16 protein-coding genes are annotated in these 21,300 nt (G+C 59.2%); 8 read left to right on the top strand and 8 right to left on the bottom strand.

Annotated features, from left to right (window positions below):
- Positions 1 to 67 precede the first annotated feature (67 nt).
- The 6 genes from E4S58_RS15660 to ku all read right to left on the bottom strand — a co-directional run bounded on the left by E4S58_RS15660 (position 68) and on the right by ku (position 8,367).
- Positions 68 to 1,096: a glucokinase gene (locus E4S58_RS15660; RefSeq protein ID WP_338101530.1), complete on the bottom strand. Its 1,029-nt coding sequence runs from the start codon at positions 1,094 to 1,096 to the stop codon at positions 68 to 70.
- A complete protein-coding gene (locus E4S58_RS15665) occupies positions 990 to 2,426 on the bottom strand; it encodes an alpha,alpha-trehalose-phosphate synthase (UDP-forming) (protein ID WP_136637385.1) in 1,437 nt (478 codons plus the stop codon). The genes E4S58_RS15660 and E4S58_RS15665 overlap by 107 nt, the downstream gene beginning before the upstream one ends.
- Positions 2,427 to 2,512: 86 nt before the next feature.
- A complete protein-coding gene (locus E4S58_RS15670; protein WP_136637386.1) occupies positions 2,513 to 4,288 on the bottom strand; it encodes a glycoside hydrolase family 15 protein in 1,776 nt (591 codons plus the stop codon).
- On the bottom strand, positions 4,288 to 5,025 hold the full coding sequence (otsB, locus tag E4S58_RS15675; protein ID WP_169052693.1) for a trehalose-phosphatase: 738 nt from the start codon (positions 5,023 to 5,025) through the stop codon (positions 4,288 to 4,290). The genes E4S58_RS15670 and otsB overlap by 1 nt, the downstream gene beginning before the upstream one ends.
- A 79-nt stretch (positions 5,026 to 5,104) precedes the next feature.
- The gene (ligD, locus tag E4S58_RS15680; RefSeq protein ID WP_136637388.1) at positions 5,105 to 7,522 is read right to left on the bottom strand and encodes a DNA ligase D; all 2,418 of its coding nucleotides are present in this window, start codon (positions 7,520 to 7,522) and stop codon (positions 5,105 to 5,107) included.
- The gene (ku, locus tag E4S58_RS15685) at positions 7,522 to 8,367 is read right to left on the bottom strand and encodes a non-homologous end joining protein Ku (protein ID WP_136637389.1); all 846 of its coding nucleotides are present in this window, start codon (positions 8,365 to 8,367) and stop codon (positions 7,522 to 7,524) included. The genes ligD and ku overlap by 1 nt, the downstream gene beginning before the upstream one ends.
- A gap of 215 nt (positions 8,368 to 8,582) precedes the next feature.
- On the opposite strand from ku, the gene E4S58_RS15690 reads away from it, so the two are divergent.
- Together E4S58_RS15690 and E4S58_RS15695 are read left to right on the top strand one after the other, a co-directional pair.
- Positions 8,583 to 9,323: a Crp/Fnr family transcriptional regulator gene (locus E4S58_RS15690; protein WP_136637390.1), complete on the top strand. Its 741-nt coding sequence runs from the start codon at positions 8,583 to 8,585 to the stop codon at positions 9,321 to 9,323.
- Positions 9,324 to 9,420: 97 nt separating this feature from the next.
- Entirely contained in the window at positions 9,421 to 10,365 is a 945-nt protein-coding gene (locus tag E4S58_RS15695; protein WP_136637391.1) for a sensor histidine kinase, read from the top strand.
- On the opposite strand, the gene E4S58_RS15700 is transcribed toward E4S58_RS15695, so the two are convergent.
- Entirely contained in the window at positions 10,359 to 11,129 is a 771-nt protein-coding gene (locus E4S58_RS15700) for a sulfotransferase family protein (protein ID WP_136637392.1), read from the bottom strand. The two genes, E4S58_RS15695 and E4S58_RS15700, sit on opposite strands and share 7 nt — an antisense overlap.
- A 142-nt stretch (positions 11,130 to 11,271) precedes the next feature.
- On the opposite strand from E4S58_RS15700, the gene E4S58_RS15705 reads away from it, so the two are divergent.
- From E4S58_RS15705 to E4S58_RS15720, 4 genes are read left to right on the top strand one after another with little or no spacing between them, the layout of a single operon-like run.
- Positions 11,272 to 13,299 (top strand): HAD-IIB family hydrolase, encoded by a 2,028-nt coding sequence (locus tag E4S58_RS15705; RefSeq protein ID WP_240789574.1) that lies wholly within the window; start codon positions 11,272 to 11,274, stop codon positions 13,297 to 13,299.
- Positions 13,292 to 14,437 carry a glycosyltransferase gene (locus tag E4S58_RS15710; RefSeq protein WP_136637393.1) on the top strand — a complete coding sequence of 382 codons (1,146 nt, stop codon included), beginning with the start codon at positions 13,292 to 13,294 and terminating at the stop codon, positions 14,435 to 14,437. The genes E4S58_RS15705 and E4S58_RS15710 overlap by 8 nt, the downstream gene beginning before the upstream one ends.
- Positions 14,434 to 15,408: a glycosyltransferase family 2 protein gene (locus tag E4S58_RS15715; RefSeq protein WP_136637394.1), complete on the top strand. Its 975-nt coding sequence runs from the start codon at positions 14,434 to 14,436 to the stop codon at positions 15,406 to 15,408. Before E4S58_RS15710 ends, E4S58_RS15715 begins: the two co-directional genes overlap by 4 nt.
- A gap of 24 nt (positions 15,409 to 15,432) precedes the next feature.
- The gene (locus tag E4S58_RS15720) at positions 15,433 to 16,191 is read left to right on the top strand and encodes a hypothetical protein (protein WP_136637395.1); all 759 of its coding nucleotides are present in this window, start codon (positions 15,433 to 15,435) and stop codon (positions 16,189 to 16,191) included.
- Here E4S58_RS15720 and E4S58_RS15725 read toward each other — a convergent pair.
- Positions 16,188 to 17,789, bottom strand: a complete 1,602-nt coding sequence (locus tag E4S58_RS15725; protein ID WP_136637396.1) for an FAD/NAD(P)-binding protein — start codon at positions 17,787 to 17,789, stop codon at positions 16,188 to 16,190. The genes E4S58_RS15720 and E4S58_RS15725 overlap by 4 nt on opposite strands.
- Before the next feature lie 222 nt (positions 17,790 to 18,011).
- Between E4S58_RS15725 and E4S58_RS15730 the strand changes: the two genes are divergently transcribed.
- A complete protein-coding gene (locus E4S58_RS15730; protein ID WP_136637397.1) occupies positions 18,012 to 19,154 on the top strand; it encodes a glycosyltransferase in 1,143 nt (380 codons plus the stop codon).
- Between the two features lie 24 nt (positions 19,155 to 19,178).
- Entirely contained in the window at positions 19,179 to 21,299 is a 2,121-nt protein-coding gene (locus tag E4S58_RS15735; RefSeq protein WP_205965399.1) for a catalase, read from the top strand.
- The last annotated feature ends 1 nt before the right edge of the window (position 21,300 follow it).

Raw genomic sequence — 21,300 nt, forward strand, 5'->3', positions numbered from 1 at the left:
CCCGACTCCTTTCCAAGGGCCGGGCTGGGTAATCTATCTACGTTCGGCGTGTTTCTGAGAGGGAACGTTACGAGCGGTAGTCGGAGATGTCAGCGTGGACAGGCTCCCATGTAGCTAATCCCATGAGTGCCGCATCGTCTTGGCAAAAAAGCGAAATGGGTGGGAGCCAGTCGTCACCAAGGATGGTGTTGCCCGGGGTGGCCAGTAGCTCTGAGACGAAAATCTGCTCGCTGAAAATTCGGCGCGCTACGCTCCCGGCCAAAAAGACCCCACCGTATGGCAGGTGACTGGCACACAGATTCCTTAACAGCTGTCCGAGCGCTCTGCCGTAGAGGCGAAAAACTCGTTCGGCCAATCCTTTGTTCGATTTGAGCACCTGTTCCGATTGGTCGACGTCCTCGATACGGTAACCCGCCGCGCTTCCAATCACCCGCCGGAATCCTCTACCCGAGAATAGATCTTCAACTGTTCGAACGCGGCCTCCGTCAAGATTGGCGACCTCAGTTATGTCTGAAGGCAGGGACATGTGACCGCTTTCGCTCGAAAATGTCAGGAGGCGGTCTCTGTCAATCGACTGAAATGGGCATAGATTGAACCCAGTTCCGATGCCAACCACCAGTTTTTGTCTGCCTGTAGGCGAACACTGATGGACGCCTTGAAACGTAATCGTTGTCGAGTTCGTCGCATAAGCCAGAGCTTCCAGGTCATTGAGGAAAAACACGTCCTCGATGCCCTCAGAAAGGAACACTTGGTTAGATATTTTCCAGTCCCTGTTCGTGAGACGAATTGAACCGAGGCTTGGCTTTCCGGCTGCGGCTACCACCGCTTGCTTGGGACGGGTCGCAAATTTCGCGGTAAAGACACCCAGCAAGGCTTCGAAAGACAGAAAGTCATCATTTCGGAATGTGTGGGCGGTATCGCCCAGCACATTCCCGCCGCTGGCCAGTGCCAACCTGGTGCTTGTCCCTCCGACGTCAGCCACAAGCCTGTCAGCGACCAATTGTGGTCTCCTTTTTGCGGGTGACATTTTCTGACGCGCCACGCCGCTGCAAGCGATCAAAAATGTCTGAGACTGATAGACTTCCCGGACAGGCATCCAAGGCTGCAAGATAGTTCGATGTCCAGATATCCACGTCCGTTGCTTCGACGACATCCAAGCATGAACGATGACGGGTTTTCCGGTCTTCCAGTGGCATGTTGAGCGCCTTATCGATGGCCTGCGCGATATCCGCGACGTCGTAAGGATTGACGAGCAGGGCAGCCGTCATGTCCTCTGCGACCCCCGCGAAACGCGACAGGATCAGAACCCCCGGATCGTCGGGGTCTTGTGCCGCGATGAACTCCTTAGCGACGAGGTTCATCCCATCTGCGAGAGACGTCACCAAACATGCGCTTGCGCTACGGTAAACACCCGCCAGACGGTCGCGGGCGATCGGACGGTGAATATACCGGATCGGCGTCCAATCGAGCTCCGCATGTTGCCCATTGATGCGACCTGAAAGCTCTTCGAGTTCTTCGGTGATCTGCCGATAGGCGTCCACGACCTCGCGCGTCGGTGGGGCAATTTGGACCAGGCAAGGGCGTCGTCCTTCCGCGTATCGCTTGAGATACTCGCCGAAAGCGCGAAACCGATGAGGGAGACCTTTCGTGTAGTCCAACCTATCGACACCGATAATGTATTTTTGCGGTCTCTCAGCGCCGAAGGGATCGTCCTGCGGCGTCTCCGCCCGCGTCCGAAAACGGTCCGCTGCAATACCGATTGGGAAAGATTTGATGCGAACCAGTCTATCGCCGAACTTGACGGAGCCATCCTGGAAGAATTCCGCACGCGGGTCAGATCTGAACATTTCCAGACAGCGTGCAGTATCCGCCCGCGTTTGCAATCCGACCAGATCAAAGCACGCCAACCAGTGCGCGAAGGCCGACGGATCGGGAAGAATGGACAGATCGGCGAGTGCAGGGAAAGGGATATGTAGGAACAGCCCGATTTTGTTGTTCACACCGAGGCTACGCAGTTCGCTTGCGAGCGGGAGCAGATGGTAGTCATGAACCCAAATTTGATCGCCGGGCTCAGTAACCGACGCGACCATGGACGCGAGACGACGGTTGGTAGCCTCGTAGCTCTCCATGTAAACGGGTTTGAGTTGGACCAGGTCGCTGCGCCGATGACATAGAGGCCAAAGCACGGAGTTGGAAAAGCCCAGGTAATAGTTTTCGTATTGCGATTTGCTTAAACGAAACGCGAGCCTCTGATACGGTTCGCTTCCAATTTCGAATAATCCGTCTTCCGGTCCGTCGTCTGGGTGCGCGCCGATCCAGATACCGCCGCGCTCACTTAGGCTGTCATGCAGGGCGACGACGAGTCCACCTGAGGAGGCTCCTTCGGTTGGTATCCGGTTGGATACGACGATGAGCCTGCCCTCCATTGTCGGTCTACCTCTTGGTGTGCGAAAAAACTAACATCAGGACAACAATACTGTGTTGAGATCGTTCCGTGCTTTGGGCATCTTTTCTAAAGCTCGGCTTCCCAGGAGCGGGACAGCCGCATCGCTCCGTTGATGATGCCGACCATGGAATAGGTCTGCGGGAAATTGCCCCAGCCAAGGCCGGTGTCAAAGGCAGTGTCTTCGGACATCAGGCCCAGCCCGTTTCGAGCGTTTAGCAGTTCGCCGAACAGCTCTCGCGCTTCTTCCTTCCGGCCGATGCGCGCCATCGCGTCCACACGCCAGAAAGCACAGACGTTGAAGCCGACCTCGGGGACGCCAAAGTCATCGGCCTCCTCATACCTAAGCATCAGAGCTCCACGACCGAGCGATTTCGACAGTGCGTCGACGGTAAGCTTGAAGCGTTCGTCTGTGGCGGGCAGAAAATTTACCTCGCCCATCAGCAGCACGCTCGCGTCCAAGGTTTCTCCGCCAAAACTTTCGACGAAGGCTTGTCGTTTGTCCGACCACGCCTCTTTGAGGATCTTTGCTTTGATTGAATCCGCTCGATGCCTCCAGAAGCCTGCCCGGTCGGAGATGGAAAGACAGGCAGCGATTTTAGCTAATCGGTCGCAGGCGGCCCAGCACATCAGCGATGACGAAGTATGGATACGTGAGCGCGTGCGTAGTTCCCAGATGCCCGCATCGGGTTCCGTATGCAGCGCCCATGCCTGTTCGCCGAGAGGTTCGAGCATCGCGAATGCGTGGGGCCCGATGTCCATGCGCAGACGTTTGTCAAAGAACGCCGGAGCGGCGCCCAGAATGACATTGCCGTAGGTGTCATGTTGAAGATGCTCGTGGGCTTGATTGCCAACGCGCACCGGTCCCATACCCCTGTAGCCAGACAAATGTTCTGCGTGCCATTCTGTGAGCTGCTTTTCCAGCCCGATGCCCAGGACCGGCTGGATATGACCACCCTTGGCATCGGAAACGACATTCATGAGCCAGTGAAAATAGTTTTCCAACGTTCGCGTCGCCGCAAGAGAGTTCAGCGCCCGGACGGTAAAGAACGCGTCCCTCACCCAGCAAAAGCGATAATCCCAATTGCGGCCACTGTCCGGAGCCTCAGGCAGAGATGTGGTCATCGCCGCAACGATGGCCCCGGTCTGCTCGTAGTTGCAGAGTTTCAGGGCTATAGCTGCACGAATGACTGCGTCCTGCCACTCGAAAGGCACGGCCAGGCGCTGCGACCACCCCTCCCAATAGGCGCGGGTTTCTGCAAAGAACCTGTCGCCGGTGGCTGCCGGGGCATCCGAGAGTGTCTCGTCTGGGCCGAGAATGAACGTATAGGGCCGGTCGAGATGGATCAGTTGTTCACTTTGCACGTGATCCAGCGGCGCGTCGGATGTCAGGCGTAGAATCTCGTTGTCGCCGACAAACCGCAGGTGGTTCGATCCCGTCGTGACAAATGGTTTCCGCGCGCCGTATTCGAACCGGGGACGAACCTTAATGCGGATGCGGGGCCAGCCTTCCAGCGGACGGATCTGCCGGACAAACATGCGCGGACGGAACCGGCGTCCGAATGCTTCGAACCTCGGGCAAAAGTCGGTGATTTCGATTACTCCGCCGCTGCCCTTCAGGACCGTGCGCAATATCGCGGTATTGGGCAGGTAGGCCTGTGTCGCGTCCTGCAATTCTTCCATCTCGATCTTGAATGCACCATCGTCGGGATGCTCGTTTCCCGATCCCAGCAGGGCATGGAAAACTGGATCGCCGTCGAATCTGGGCAGGCAGAACCAGTTCAGACTGCCTTTCGGGTCAATGAGACCGGCTACGGAGCAATTGCCGACAAGTCCAAGGTCCATCACTGCACCTCCAGAGTCTCGGCCAACCAATCGGACAGTTCAGCACGGGTTTCGAACCTGTAATCTGCTGCGGTCAGTCCGGCGCCGATCTTGATCCCGATCCCACCGATGGAACGGGCCGCCCTGAACATGTCTTCGTCGGTGGTGTCGTCGCCGATCGCCACGGGTGTGCGGTTGGAAAATTGCGGATGATTGCTAAGCTGTATCAAAGCCGTGCCCTTGTTGTAGTCTTTTGATGCAAGCTCGCTGACCATTTTGCCGTGAACCGGCTTCAGCCCGGAATGCGCTGTGGCCATATCTTCGATTTTTGATCTGACTTCGGTCTCCATCTCCGGGTGCGCCCTGTAGTGGACTGCAATAGCCGCGGCCTTCCTTTCAATCAGGAGGCCCCGTGCGTTGGCGAAGGGCGTGAGCCGCCGAAATGCGTCCTGTATGCCAGCACCTGCGCCGGGGACGAGGGTCGGGTCTCCGTTGATCTCGATCTGGGCGCCATGGCTCCCGCTCAGGACTACCGGAAGGTCTTTGACATGCGGGCGGAGACTTTCCAGGTCACGGCCTGAAAGGATTGCCACACCCCCATTGCAGCGAACTGATAGTCGGCGGAGGAGGTCGACGTTATCTCGGCCAAGGCGCACGTCCTCCGGCCGAGGGGCCAGATCGACCAGCGTTCCATCGAAATCCAGATAGGCGGCGCTTCTGGCCCAATCGACGCGTGGCGGGGCAGGGAGGTCATGCATTGAGGTTTGGTGAGACAGGTTATTCATAGTATAAAGTTAGCCCAGCAGTTCCGGCTTCAAGCTTTTGATGTTCATGGGATCACCCTGAGATCATCTTTTCCAAGGCGTCGATCTTGTTCTGGCTGAGGCCGGCTGTTGGCGTCTCAGAAAAGGGGGCTTCGCGTTCAAGCGCGGCCTCCATTCCAAACGCTTGGGCCGAACGGAGCCCTCCAAGTTCATCCCAGCTAACCGCGACGGCAACGGGGGCACCTTCACGCGCACGCAAGGAAAACGGCGCGATCGCGGTTGCGCCGCGCTCGTTGCGAAGCCAGTCAATGAAGATGCGGCCGCTGCGCTTACTCTTGGACATCGACGCCGTGAACCGTTCAGGCTCGGATTGCGCCAGGTGCGTCGCGAGGACCTGCGAAAACAGTTTCACGGTGTCCCATTCCGCGACGCGGCGTAAGGGCGCGACGACGTGGACTCCCTTTCCGCCGGTCACCATCGGCCAGCAGTCCAATCCGAGATCGGACAAAATATCCCTGATATCGAAGGCCGCCGACTTCACCTCCCCGAAGCCGAGGCCTTCGTCGGGGTCAAGGTCGAAAACAAGCCGGTCTGGTCGTTCAAGGTTGTCCCGTCGCGCGCCCCAGATATGGAACTCTAATGTTCCCATCTGCACGGCCCCGACCAAACCGGACGCGTCTTTTACCCGCATGTAGGTCGCAGGACTGCCATCGCTCTCCTTTATCTCAGTGGCGAGAATCGCCGACGGAAACCCCTTGCCCAGGTGTTTCTGGAAGAACCGGTCGCCGGACAGGCCCTCGGGCAGGCGGACAAGCGAAAGCGGTCGATCATCAAGCTTCGGCACCATTCGATCTGCGACGGCCGCATAGTAGTCCGCAACTTCTCGTTTCGTGATCCCGGCCTCCGGATAGACGGTGCGGTCCGGGTGAGTGATCCTGACGTCGGCGATTTCTACGGCATCGTCCGGCATAGCGTCGGCCTCCAGTTTCACGGTTCGGGCTCTTTTGTCTTCTCGGAGCCCGAGGAACACCGCATGGCGGAGGCGCTTGTCGCCGGTCAGTTCTGAATATTTGACCTCCGCCACAAGCCGGGGCTCGACCCATGTGACGCTATGCGCCTCGTCCTTCGAGACGTTGGCAGGCGGCGCGTGTTCCTTGAGCTTTCCAAGCGCGGTCCGGATCGCATCCATGGTGTCGTCATCAAAACCGGTGCCGACCTTGCCAAGGTAGTCGAAGTCTGCGGCGCCCAACGTTCCAAGTGCAAGAGATGCAAAGGGACGGCCGGCTTTGTCAGACTTTTGCCAGCCAAGAATGACGAACTCATCCCGCTTTTCGCATTTGATCTTCAACCAGTTTCGCGACCGACCGCCGCGGTAGGGGGCGTCAATTCGCTTTGCGATCAGACCCTCGCCACCAGCCCGGCAAATGTTAGCGAAAGCGTCCTGCGGGTCCGACGAAATGACGGGGGATAACTGGATCTGCCCGAGTGGGGGCACGTCGCCCAAAAGCGGCTCCAAAAGCGCGCGTCTCTCGTCGAGCGGTTTGGCCGTCGCCGACTGCCCGTCAAGTTCAAGCAGGTCGAAAGCAAAGAACTGGTAGGGTCCTCCCGATTTGATGGCCGATTGTAGTGCGGAAAAGCCCTGAAGCCCGGCTCCAGCAATGATCTCTCCGTCGATCAGGGCTGAGCCGCACTTGAGGTCGTCGAATGCCGGCAACAATGATGCAAACCGATCAGACCAGTCGTGTCCGTTCCGCGTGAAGATGCGAGTTCCCGAACGCCCGAGTGAAATCAGGGCACGATATCCGTCGAATTTTAGTTCGTGCCACCATTTGTCCGTGGGCTGGACTTCATCGCTGAGTGTTGCGAGTTGGACCGGCTTGAATTTGGGCTGTCGTCCAGTGCGCTCCGGCACGCGATCTGGTTTCTCGGCTGCGATCTCTCGGAGTGTCCGACCAGATCGCACGCTCCGCCTATAGCGGGCTACAGGGTCCCTGCGCCCGGCAGCTTCGTCCTCCCCCTTCATTAACAGCCAGTTTTCCCGATGGCCGTCACCCGAACGGTGGCCCTTCATCCGGACGAGGTGCCAACCGCCAGTCAGTCTCCGTCCGTGTAGCACGAAACGCAGATGGCCCTTCTTCAGGCCTTTCTCGACTGGCTCTGTCGGCTGCCAGTGACCGATGTCGAATAGCATGACTTGCCCGGCGCCATAGTTCCCGTCCGGTATGTCGCCTTCGAAATCGAGATAGGACAGGGGATGATCCTCTGTTCGGACAGCAAGGCGTTTGTCAGAGGGGTGAAACGAAGGGCCGCGGGTGACGGCCCAGCTGAGAAGGGCGCCGTCCCACTCAAGCCGAAGGTCGAAATGCGTTCGACGCGCATGGTGTTCCTGGATCGAGTATCTCAACGCGAGACCGCATCCGGTGCCACCATCAGATGGCTCGGGCGTGCGGCTGAAGTCCCGCTTTTCGATATAGCGGTCGAGACGCCCCATCAGGCCGATTTCTTTGAGCGGCGGGAGGATGACGACGTTTTCTTTCTCGCACCGTCTTTCTTGAGGCTCTCTTTCAACGCCGACATCAGGTCGACGACGTTGTCTTGGGAGCCGCCGGAGCGGTCATCGTCACCCGCCTTTGCCCGTGGTGTTTTGCTGTTCTTCTTCTTGCGTTCGATCAGGTCTCGCAGGGCAGCGTCGTAATGATCTTCGAACACGTCTGCCTTGAAAGGTTCGGTCTTCCGATCGATCAGTTCCGTCGCGACGGTCAGCAATTCCTCGTCGGCTGGATCATCTTCGATATCGGAGAACAGAGGGTCAGCGTTTTTGATCTCATCCGCATAGTGAAGGGTCTCCAGCAGGAGACCGTCACCGCAGGGCTTGATAGCGCAGAGGTATTCCTTGCCGCGCATGGTAAGCTGGCCCAGGCCAACCTTTTCCGATTGCCGTAATGCATCGCGGACAACCCTATAAGCATCCTCGGCGAGATCATCACTCGGGACGATATAATACGGCTTGTCGAAGTAGAGCGGAGGAATCTCACAGGCTCCGACGAATTGCACAAGTTCAAGTGTCTTTTTGGTATCCAGCTTGATGGCATCAATCTCATCGGGCTCGAGCAGAAGGTATTCGTCGTCTCCGATTTCATAGCCCTTCAGAATGTCTTCGGCTTTCACGGGTCCGACGCCGGGAGCGGTTTTCTCATACCGAACTCGTTTGCCCGAGGGGCCGTGGATTTGGCGGAAGGACACCTTGGCACCGGACTTCGTGGCTGAGTGAAGTTCGACCGGGATGGACACCAAGGACAATCTCAACTGGCCCTTCCATATTGCTCGTGACGCCATCCTACCCTCCGTAGCCTTTGCCGTAGCTCATGCCTGAGTAACTCGGTCTCGATGCCTTTGGTTCAATTCGGCCGGGTGCGCCGCCCTTAATCAAGGAACATGCCTCGGATAAAGGGGTTGTGATCATAGACCCCGCTATGCGCATGGCGTTGGAACTTAACATATGTTAGTGGCCGGATTGCGAGCAGCGCCTTCGCCGGGCGAGGAACAATACGATGACAGACGAAGCCTTCCCCTATACCAGGCGGTTCTTGCAGGGCCGCTCGAGAGATGCCCTTTCGGATCGTGAGAAAGGACTGCTGGAAGGTCTGGTCGATAAGGTTGAGCGATTCACCGCGCCGCACACAATCCTGAACCGAGGCGACGTTGTCGATCAGAGCACGATCCTTATCGAAGGCACAGTGGCCCGCGTGATCCACGAAGACGGCAAACGTCACATCGTTGCGTTGCACGTGCCGGGCGATTTCGTGGATTTGCACGGTTTTGCTTTGAAACGCCTTGATCACGATGTCGTGTCAATCGGCTCTGTGCAAATCGGTTTTGCGCCGCATGATCGCATCCAGAAGATATTGGAGACCGAACCGACCCTCGCACGGATGCTATGGTATTCGACACTGCTGGATGCCGCGATGCATCGTGAGTGGATCATGAAGCTGGAACGCCTCAGTGCCGACGGCCGCCTGGCTCATTTGGTTGCGGAACTGTGGCAGCGGCTCGATTTCGTCGATCTGGCGGGCGAGAACGGTTTTTCGTTGCCGTTGACGCAACAAGAGCTGGCGGACGCCTGCGGCACGACCAGCATCCATATGAACCGGGTCGTCAAGAAACTGCGTGAAACCGGTGTGGTCGATATCTCGCGCGGTCAGGTGACGGTCCTTGACAAGACGCTGCTGAAAGAGCTGGGCGCGTTCGATCCGGCCTACCTTTATGGCCGGGGGCCGCTCAAGCTCACCTGATCGGTTGACTCTGGAGCATGAAAGTTAACATTGGGGCAGAGGCCGAAGTCGTTCTTCGGACGCCTGACAACCCTCGATTAAACTGGATTATGCCCCGATGTCCTCTATCAGTTCCGGCTTGGAAAACGCGTTCGGCTTTGCTGGCATCGGGCGGTGGGAATATTCCGTGGATGGTGGAACGCTCCGGCTGGACGATGTCTGCCGAGAGCTCTTTGAGCTGTCCCAAGACGATGCACTGTCACGCGATATTGTCGTCGAGCGTATAGATGAGAGCGAAAGAGAGCGCGTGTTCGGTGCGCTCGACTGTCTTTCCGCCGAAGGGGATCAATACGACGAGACATTCAAGCTGGTCTTGCCGTCGGGTCGTGGACGGTGGCTGCGTGGCGTAGCGAAGTTCCGTTCGCAGCCCGACGGCGACAAGGTCATTGGCGTGAGCTTCGACGTCACCTCGGAGCAAGAACTGCTGGCTGAGCGTGAGCTGCACCTCGCCGAGATGAACCACCGGATCAAGAACCTTTTCGCGTTGGTCGCGGCGATGATTTCCAGTGCATCCCGCGAGAGTTCTGACAAAGATGAACTGGTTGCGAACCTGCGCGATCGGGTGACAGCTTTGGACCGTGCCCATTCGCTTATGTTGAAGACCGATGCGTCCCGTCCGATCCCTCTTGGGGCGCTGCTGAACGAAGTCCTCGCTCCGGCGCGGAGCCGCCAGACCATCGTGATGTCAGGCGCCGAGGTCCTCATTCCCGCGAAGGCCATCACGTCCCTCGTTCTTATTTTCCACGAGTGGGTGACGAACTCTGCGAAATATGGCGCACTGCGACATACCGACGGAACGATCAATGTCGAATGGTCCCCCTATGAGGGCGGCGTGGAAATCCATTGGCGCGAACTGGTCCCGGACTACGACGTCGATGCAGAAAAAGGGTTCGGGTCTCGCCTCATTCAGGCGTCGGCCATGCAGTTGAAGGCTGAAAAGGTGCGGCGGTTCGAAAATGGGTGGCTGCATATTGATATGCGCCTCCCACTCGACGGCTATTGACCGGATAGGGTGTGCGCCACGAGTTCCCGTGTGGATCTGAGAGGGTGGCGCAGGATCGGAGACCAGGGTTTCACCTCTCCACCGGGTGCATATCCCCAGCAGGGTAGTTCGTCACTTAGACCGGACGGGTGAGCGTAATCCTCATTGCCGGCGCGGATCTCTGTGCTGGTGCCGTCACCTGTCGGCTCAAGGCCCATGAACTGGTGAACCCCCTTGATCGTTCGGGCTGGGTCACGGCAGAGGTCTTCGTATCGAATGACACAGATGGCATGCAGATAGGGCAGGTCCCCACACAACTGTTGGTGGGCCGCGCTCCAATGTTCCGTCAGTGCCGTTGGTGTGTCGTCCACCCATTTCGCCACCGCTGCCGCGACCATTTCCGGGTGCCGCGTGATGACGAGGAACTGCGACATTGGAAAAAGTTGCTGGTATAATCTCATCCGCGTCAAGTTGACGGGCGATTTTTCGACGCGCCAGGGTTTGGCCGGGTCGAACCACTGGGCCCAGTCAGCCTCAATCCGCTCGCGAACGTGCAATGTGTCGTAGCGGCATCCTTCAATGTAATGCTGATCCGGGTCGGTCCCAAAATGCATTGGCCGACCGTGTGAGGCCGTGTGAGGGATCGCGCCTTGCAGATAGCACCCCTCATTCTCGGGGGCCGGGGAGCCGGAAATAGAAGAGATATCAGGATGATCCCCGATTAGCCGCGCCAAGAGGCTGGTGCCAGAGCGATGAAGGCCGCCGATGAAGAGGTATCGTCTCATACTGAAAGTCCTGTGGCGCGGGTCAGGAAAATCAACACCGCATTAGTATAATAAATTCTGGAACAAGTGCGGGCAGCATGTGTTCTCTCTGTGTCGGAGATGCATCCGGCTTCCAAGACTTCAATCGTCAAAGGGACAAAAAATGCGGATCCTCCACATCGCGCTGGGGGGGTGCCTCAAAGCGCCTCCTGTCGACTACGGGCTGACCGAGGATACGGGCGGTCACATCGCCTATGTTCTGGGAGCAGCGATGGCACAGGCGAAGCTTGATCAGGTCACCGGCGTGGACATTGTGACACGCGGCTTCGCCGATCCCGAACTCGGTCCGGCATACAGTAAAACCATTGAAGAGGTTTGCCCCAAACTGCGAATTCGGCGTTTGAGAACCACGAATGACATTTACCTCGACAAAGATGCTCTGAATGCCGAAATCCCGGCGATCACGGAAGCGTTTTGCCAGATGTTGGATGGGCTTGAGTATCGGCCGGATGTTATTCACGCCCATTTCTCGGACGCGGCAACAATTGCCCGGGCGGCCTTTGAGAAATTCGCAATACCATGGATCTACACACCGCATTCACTGGCGTTGGAGAAAGCGGATTGCGACCCTGCATCGCAGCGCGTTTCCGACGAACTGGCGGCGATCCGCACGGCGCATGGGATTATCGTGTCATCCCGCGATGAAGCGGAACGGCAGCTTATGGCCTATGACCCTGATGCGGCAGGTCGGATTCACCGGATTTCGCCGGGTGTCGCGCTGACACCGCCTCAGGGCCCGGACAAGGGGCGGAGACTGATTGCCCCATTCCTGCGAGACCTGCAAAAGCCGATCGTGCTCGCCGTTGCGCGCCCCGTGAAGAAGAAGAACCTCGCGGCGTTGGTGCGCGCTTTCGGCGAAAGCCCCAGGCTTCGCGACACGGCCAACCTCGTGATCCTTGCCGGGCTAAGAAAATCTCTTCGTGATGGTCCGGACGAACAGGTGGCCGTTCATCAGGACCTGATGGGGCTGATCGATCAGTATGATCTGTGGGGCAGCGTTGCACTGCCGAAGCGTCACACTGCGGCTGATGTGAGGTCTCTCTACGATCTGGCAGCGATTGACGGCGTGTTCGGAAATCCTGCGTGGCATGAACCGTTTGGGCTGACCGTTGTCGAAGCCGCACAAGCCGGAGTGCCGGTCGTGGCAACGCGCAGTGGCGGACCGTCGTCGATCATTGGTGACATCGGCTATGGGGCTCTGGTTGATCCTGGAAATCCGGCCGACCTTGCGCAGCGCCTTCTGGACCTGCTGAATGACCCGGAGCGCGAACGACACTGCGCCGATGCGCGTGCCAAAGCGTGCAAACTCTACCAATGGAAGCAGTGGGCAAGCGAGAGCGTCTGCGTCTATCGGGATATTTCGACACGGCGTGCAAAGGCGCATCGGAAAGTTTCACGCATCCTTGCCTGCGACGTGGATGGAACCTTAACCGGCGACCGTCGGTCCGCTGCGGCCTTCGGAAAGTGGTCTGCCAGACGAGATGACACCTGCGTTCTTGTCGCCACCGGCCGATCTATATCCGAGGCGCGGCGCGTGATTGCGGCCTGGGATTTGCCTTGCCCGGATATTCTTGTGACATCCGTCGGAAGCGAGATCTGGCGGTGCGAAGGTTGGGGCGAGTATCGCCTGTGCCGCTCTTACGCCGACCGAATTGCCAAGGGGTGGCACCGGGAGGACATTGCATGCGTCATCGCGGGCCTTGGGCCGACACCACAAGCAATGCACGATCAACGCCGCTGGAAGCTGAGCTTTTTCGGCAGTGCGGCGGATAGCCGACGCATCAGCCAAACCCTGGCCGAACATGGGCTGGCGGCGCGCGTCGTTCATTCGCATGGCAACCTGATTGATGTGCTTCCTGCGAATGCTGGCAAGGCGGCCGCCATCACGTTCGAAGCCGCGAGGCTCGATCTGACGCTGGCCGATTGCATCGCAGCTGGCGACAGTGGCAACGACCTGGACATGTTGTCGGCCTGCGGCGCCGCCATTCTGCCTGCGAATGCACGGGATGGCATCGCCGAGCTGTTGCAGGGCAAGGCTTTTCAAAGCCGCCATAGCTACGCAGCAGGCGTTCTCGACGGGCTCGCGCTGATCTACGGGTCGACCGAAAGATCGGCGGTGCGGCATGCGTGACTTTGCCATTGTCCCACGACCCATTGGGTATTTCGTGCACCATCAGGGACGGGGGCACGCGGAGCGATGTGCGAGCCTGGTGAATGCGCTTCCGACCGAACAGGAGGTCGTCATCTTCTGCGCCCGTGACGACATTTTTCCCGCGATGCGTGACAACACCAGTGTCATCAAAATTCCGTCCCTTTTCGAGCGTTCGGGGCGGGAGCGCGAGGGGTTTGATACGGTTGCGACGCCTGAGACTTTGCATTGCGCGCCGCTCGGCTGGCCGGGGATACGTCGTGCGATGGCCACTATGGCCCAGTGGTTCGATACTGCCGATCCTTCTCTGATGATCTGCGACGTCAGCGCCGAGATCGCGCAGCTTTGCCGCATCTGCTCGGTCCCGCACGTCAAGATTTTGCAGCACGGGGACCGAAGTGACCCCGGCCACCGCGCGGCATATGACGGTGCGGTCGGGCTTCTGGCCCCCTTTGCGTCTCAGCTTGCCCAGCCGGACTGGACCGAGACGATGCTGGGCAAGACACACTTCGCTGGAGGACTTGGGCTTCGGACGGAGGCTCAGTCGAAGGATGAGGCCCGCGCGCGGCTCGGGCTCGACGCGCAGCAAAAGATCGCCCTTGTTCTGTCGGGGGGTGGCGGAAGCGGCTGGTCGAGCGCCCCGTTTGGTGTTGCGGCGCGGGCGCTTCCGGACTGGACGTGGATCACCGTCGGCGCGATGCAGGTCGACTGGCACGGGACCGAGGGGTGTAACCTTATCCACAAGGGCTGGATTGACACCGTATCGGACCACATCGCGGCGGCTGATCTTGTCGTGTCGTCGACCGGGAATACCACCTGCGCCGAAGTGATGGCCGCCGACCGCCCCTGGATCGTCGTTCCCGAGTGGCGCTATTTTGACGAACAGGTCGAAAAGGCGCGGGCGCTTGCCCGGGCAGGGGTCGCTTTGCATCTCGACCACATGCCGTCGAGCGCCGGGGCATGGCGGATCGCCGTGTCCGAAGCCCGCGATCGGCATCGGCCCGGTGCGCAATCCGCCCTCATCAACCGTGACGCGGCCGTCGAAGCCGCCCGTTGGATCCAATCGTTGATCCCATCATCGCCCTCATTGAAACATAAGCACGAAGGAATTGTTGCATGACCCGTATCTCTGCCTTGACCATCGCCGCCGGTCGCGCCGAGCATCTTCGAAACGTGGTCGCCGGGTTTCAGGCGCAGACCGTCCGACCGGATGAGCTGATCATCGGCGTCATGCAAAACGAACCCTACGACGGCCTTCCCGACACGGATTTCCCGGTAAGGCAGATTTTCATCACCGGTCCCGAATTGCCGCTTGCCGCCGCACGGAATGCCGTCGCCGCGACTGCGTCCGGAGACCTGCTGGTCTTTGTCGATGTCGATTGCATCCCTCATCCCAATCTTGTCTTCGACTACCTATCGAAGTCCGCTTGTCACGTAGGGCTTCTGATGGGCGAGGTGGGGTATCTTCCGGGTGGTGCCACGTCGGATGGGCTGGACTATGCCAAGTTCGAACAGCTGGCCGTGCGTCATTCGGACCGGCAAGGGCCGCCTGCCGACGGCATCTCGAAATGCAAGGACTACCGGTGCTTCTGGTCGCTTAACTTCGCGATAGACAGACACAGCTGGACCGCGTCGGGCGGGTTCGACGAGCGCTACGTAGGCTATGGCGGGGAAGATACCGATTACGGGCGGACATTGGACGAACTGGGTATTCCGATTCACTGGATCAAGGGGGCAAAGGTGTTTCACCAATATCACCCGCATTGCATGCCCCCGATCCACCAAGTCGGCTCCGTTGTCCGCAATGCAGAGCTCTTCGCGTCCAAATGGGGGCATCGAACCATGGAACACTGGCTCTACGCGTTCCGCCTAATGGGGCTGATCGAGAACGCGAGGACTGGCATCCGAATTCTACGTGATCCCGACGACGCGGATTACGCGCTATGTTCGCAAATGGAGAACATGCCTTACGCCAGCACCCGCAGGGTCATCGACAAGCTGGATCAGGCACAGGACAAAGCCACGGGTGCCGCACGCGTGGCCCAGGTCGAGAAAGCCCAGAGCGTTTTCCTGCTGCCGGCTGCCGAATGACGGAATTTGCTATAGTCTGAAACGATGATTTTGCTTTTGATCGGGGTGGGTCTCACCGTTTACGTGTGTGCCGACTTTCTATTCACGACGATCGGTGGAACACCGTCGCGTTTCTTGTCTTTGCGGATCGCCAAGTGGGTCTTTGCGATGTTCCGCAGCCTTCCGGATGGGCGGCTTCGACACGTTGCTGTCGGTCCGGTGGTCATGAGCGCCGTCGCGCTCTGGTGGGTTGCAGGGATCGGCGTGGGCTGGGGCATTATCTTTGACGGTTTCGACCGTGCCGTCCTAATGTCCAAGTCGGGTGTTGATGCCGGTCTTCTTGGCGCGATCTCGCACGCGGGCCATCTGTTATCGACCGTCGGCGGTGGAAAGACAGAGCCATCGAGCCTGGGCTACGCGCTGCTTGGCGTGGTTTGCGCAGTGAATGGAATGGTGGTTCTGACACTTTCGGTGTCATTCGTGCTGTCGACCACACAAACGGTGAGCAATGGGCGGGGGCTGCTATTGTTGCGGCGGGTCATGGGGCCCGACAATTCGGACTACCGAAGCACGGTTCTGCCGCAGCTGGCGACGCTGGTCGCTCAGTTGAACACGGCGCCGTTTGCCCTGTTCTATAGCCACCCCGATCCTGAGATGCGCCTGCCGCGCATGTTGGTTGAGGCCTTTAGCAGTGATGATGCTGCGCTCGTTCTGTTGAGCAGCCTTCCGCAGGAACCGGAGCCCACAACCGAGGGGCTGCGCGGATGGGCACAAGCCTATCGTCTGTCGCCCCGGACTGTTTAGGCGCTCTTGGGCGGGGTCATCGACGCCATCACATTGTCGGCTGCGCGCCGTCCAAGTTCTTCTACATTCTCAAGGCCCTGAACGAACGGATTATGCCGCAGCAGGACCGGGATGGCAGCGCAGGTAATTGTGGCGGCACGGCACATCTCATGCGTGACCCGCAGCGACTCAGGATCGAAATGACCGCCGTGCGATAGGGTCGGGAAGCTGAGGTCGGCGAGGGCCGCTGTTGTTTGTCCTCGTGCGTCTACCAGATGATCGAATTCCAAGGTGCCGCATTTTCCGGATACCAGAGCCCCGGGGCCGGCCGGAGCGATGGTGTAGTCCTGACCCAACCCATGCAGATCCAGAACTCCGGCGTCATTCAGGGCGAGCATCCGTCGGATCGAGCGATGTGGCACCGAAGCATAAACATCAGCGAAGACCGGCCGTAGCTCCTTGTCGAACAGCCTGCGGTCTTCGGCGCTGAAGTGGGGAAGGACGCTTTCGTATGTCAGGTGCGCTGCCAGCAGGGCCATGCGCCAAGGATCGGTGTGCCGGGCCTCTCTGGCCTTGGCTGCTGCGGCCACGCCGGTTCGCGCGGCTTCCCAGCCACCTTGTTTCAGCCGGTCGGCAAAGTGGCGTTCGGCGTAACCCTCGACACGGTCTGGCTGGGCCCGCCTGGCATAGGTCGGGTCCAGAAGCCGGAGGTCTTCGCCCAGTTGCCTTTGACACGCCTCAAGCAGACCGGTTTGCCCACTGGTGCGGGTCACAAGAAGTTTGAGACCTGCGCGGTTGAATGTCGGAAGGCCGGGAAGGGGCAGGGGATAGAACCAGTCCGCATCGGGCAGCAGCCCGCGTCTTGAAAGCATGGCCATACGGAACGCACTGTCCTTGCTGTTCGGGATCCACCGGGTCCCGTCCGTTTCGTCGAAACGGCCATGAAAACTCGCCAGCGCCACGGCTGCGTCGATTGCGGTCAGAGAACTGCCCAAGATACCGACCCGACAATCAGAGAAGCGGCGGAGTCGCTCTGCCGGCCAAGGCGCGTGCAGCACGACCCCGGACGGGTGCGTTTTCTCCGACCATTTGTGGCCTGTCGCAAGAACGACATGATCAAAAGGTGTCTGGCCGACTGCGTGAGGCGTTTCAAATTTCACCACGGTGCTATCTGAGCTTGGGATAACGTCAGTGACGGCGTGTCTGGATCGTATCTCCACCGCGTGGCCTCTGCCCCGGCCCTGAGCCGTTAACGCCGCAAGCTGGGCCACGAAATACCGACCCAGAACCAGCCGCGGATAAAAGGTCTCCGGTCCGATGTCGTCAGCAGATATTCCGAACTCTCGCAGAGTGGCCGCATCGCAAGATCGCAGGAACTCCTCAAGCGTCTCGACTACCGGGGGCACTTCTCTGCTGCCGATATTGGACAGCATCTGGGGCAGGTTCTCACCTTCGCGATACGGCATTCCCGTGCCGATTTCGCGTTCCCGCTCAAAGAGATGGATTTCGAGCGGCTGAGGCGAGGTCAGCAGCTGTTTCAGCGCGTAAATGGCGGTTGGGCCACTGCCGACAATCGCGACGCGGGGCCGCGACGGATCGCGCATGTCAGGCGTGCGCACACCGCCGCTCTTGCCGCGCCGCGCGCGTGGGATAGTTTGCTCCAAAGCAAGACCTTTTCCAATTGAACTGAGATCGCGAAAACTGATTTCGTATTAAGTTTTCTAATATTGGAACAATCGGCGCTTAGATTGGTTCCTTAGACAGAAAGACCGCAGTCCAAATTCACCAATTGTCGCTGACAGGAAGCCCGAACCGATCCGGTTTGCGGCAACGGAGGCCCCATGCGCATTGCCCTCATCGCCCATATTCGGCACCCGATCACCACGCCGTTTATGGGAGGCATGGAAGCCCATTCATACGCATTGGCATCGGCCCTACGCGACCGGGGGCACGACATCACGCTGTTCGCGTCTGGCGACAGCAAACCGCCAACAGGTGTTGGGCTGCATCCGATCGTAGAACGTCATTACGACCTTGATTTCCCATGGCACCGCTTCCACGGGACCGACGCGTTGAACGCTCATTTGGACGCGGCATTCGAAGCAATACTGAACCCATTGCGCGACGGCGGGTTCGACGTCATTCATAACAACTCGCTTCATCGATATCCCCCCCGGATGGCACGAAGGGACCGGGTGCCGATGCTGACCTCACTGCACGTGCCGCCGTTTGACGCGTTGCGTCGGGCCGTCCATGCCTCCGGTGCCGCATGGAACCGGTTTACCGTTTGCTCGAGTGAACAGTTGAAGGTTTGGTCGTCCGCGACCTCCGAGCTGCCTTTGCATATCGCTTATAACGGCATCGACACGGCACGGTGGTCCTTCCGACCCCAAGGGGACGGAACCGCAGTTTGGTTCGGTCGTATCACTCCCAACAAGGGGACGGCGGAAGCCGTTCGTGCCGCGCGCTACGCTGGGCTGGCGCTCAGGATTTTCGGGCCGGTGGAAGATCAGGCCTACTTCGATCAGGCAGTGGCGCCGTTCCTCGGGCCGACGATCGCCTATTGCGGAAACCTTGATCCGGACATGCTGGCAGACGCCGTTTCACGAGCCTCTGTCTGTCTTTTTACCCCACGCTGGAACGAACCCTTCGGCCTCGCCGCCGTCGAAGCCATGTCTTGCGGCGTTCCGGTGGTGGCCTTCGATGCAGGCGCCGTGTCGGAGGTCGTCGGCGAGGGCGGAGTCATCGTCGAAGAAGGGGATGTGGTCGGACTGGCGGCCGCAGCGCTAAGGGCCATGCGCTTGGACCGCCATGACGTCCGGCAGCTGACAGTCAGCCGCTTCGGTCTCGAGACGATGATTGACCGCTATGAGGAGCTCTACCGCCTTTGCATTGCGGAACGCGACACTCCGGCACCCGACGTTGAATTCCCACCAATCGAACTTCCGGCTTCGGCCGCTGTGCTGCCCCTCGCAGCCGAATAATCCAACCCCAAAAGGAGCATGACCATGGCGAAGGCCGCGACCAAAACGAAATCGAAGACTCCCGCGAAAGCGACGAAATCCACGGTGAACCAGCCGCAGACGATTTACGGGGAGGGCGGCGAGACGCACCAAACCGCCGGGGGCGACGTGCCGGTGATGACGACTTCTCAGGGTGTCCCGGTGTCCGACGATCAGAACACGCTGCGGCAGGGCGCGCGCGGCCCGGCGCTGATGGAGGACTTCCACTTCCGCGAGAAGATGTTCCACTTTGACCATGAGCGCATTCCGGAACGCGTCGTGCATGCGCGGGGCTATGCTGCGCACGGATATTTCGAAACGCTGGACCCGATCCCCGATCTGACCCGCGCCGATATCTTCCAGCGCAAGGGTGAGAAGACGCCGGTATTCTGCCGGTTCTCGACTGTGGCGGGGAACAAGGGGTCGGCAGATCTCGCCCGCGACGTGCGCGGCTTTGCGGTGAAGTTCTACACTCAGGAGGGCAACTGGGACCTCGTCGGCAATAACATCCCGGTGTTTTTTATCCAGGATGCGATGAAGTTTCCCGATCTCATCCATGCTGCCAAACAGGAGCCCGACCGCGGCTTTCCGCAGGCGCAGACCGCCCACGACAATTTCTGGGATTTCGTGTCGTTGATGCCCGAGGCCATGCACATGGTCATGTGGGCCATGTCCGACCGGGCCATCCCCCGCTCTTTCCGGTTCATGGAAGGGTTCGGGGTGCACACCTTCCGCTTTGTGAATGCGGATGGCAAATCCTCTTACGTGAAATTCCACTGGAAGCCGAAGCAGGGCCTTCAGTCGGTCACCTGGGACGAGGCGCTGAAGATCAACGGCGCGGACCCGGACTTCCACCGGCGTGATCTTTGGAACGCGATCCAGAGCGGAGATTATCCGGAGTGGGAGCTGGGCGTTCAGGTGTTCGACGACGAATTCGCCGACAGCTTCCCCTTCGATATCCTCGACGCGACCAAGCTGATCCCGGAAGAGGATGTTCCCGTTCGCATCATCGGCAGGATGGTGCTGGACCGTGTCGTCGATAACTTCTTTGCCGAGACCGAGCAGGTTGCCTTCTGCACGCAGAACATCGTGCCGGGCATAGATTTCACCAATGACCCGCTGCTTCAGGGCCGTAACTTCTCTTACCTCGATACGCAGATCAAAAGGCTCGGCGGACCGAACTTTACGCATATCCCTATCAACGCACCGAAATGCCCGTTCCATCATTTCCAGCAGGATGGCCACATGGCAATGCACAACCCCAAGGGCCGTGCGAACTATGAACCCAATTCCTGGGGCGGAGCCGAGGGCGGTCCGAGGGAGGCTCCTGAAACCGGCTTCCGATCTGTTCAGACCGAAGCGGAAGGGGTCAAAGACAGAGTGCGGCCAGAGCTGTTCGCAGATCATTACAGTCAGGCGCGCCAATTCTACCTCAGCCAGACTGAGGTTGAGCAGATGCACATCGCCGATGCCTTGGTTTTTGAGCTTAGCAAAGTTGAAACAAATGCGATTCGTGAACGCCTACTTTCGCATTTGCCGAATATCGATGAGGGGCTTGCCCAGTCGGTGGCGGACGGGCTGGGGATGGAGGTCCCGAAGCCTGCAAAACCTGCCCGTGAAAGGGTTGATGGACTGGCGGAGTCGACTGCGCTCAGCATCCTGAAGAACGGCCCGGATAGTTTCGCAGGTCGTAAGCTGGGCGTCCTGATCAGCGACGGGGCAGACGCGAAGCTGTTGGAGGCCCTCAAGAAAGGTGCGGAAAAGGCGGGGGCTGTCATCGCGCTGGTGGGCCCAAGGGTCGGAAGCGTGACGCTCTCTGACGGGTCCAGTGTCGAAGCGGACGAGAAAATCGACGGTGGACCATCTGTCCTGTTCGATGCGGTCGCGGTGCTGGTGTCCGAAAAGGGTGCGGAGAAGTTCGCCGGAAGTCACCCTGCAAAGACCTGGGTCGCGGACGCATTTGCGCACAAAAAATTCATGATGGTCACCGACGAGGCTCTGCCGTTCCTCAAGAAGGCTGGCCTGCCTGACGAACCGGATGGCGGGATGTTCTTCGCGAAGGACATAAAGCCGTCGGCGTTCTTCAAAGAATGCGCAGCGCTGCGGTTCTGGGACCGATCGGCCTGAT

It is taken from the genome of Pseudooceanicola onchidii (assembly GCF_004959925.1).
Classification (GTDB): Bacteria; Pseudomonadota; Alphaproteobacteria; order Rhodobacterales; family Rhodobacteraceae; genus Pseudooceanicola; species Pseudooceanicola onchidii.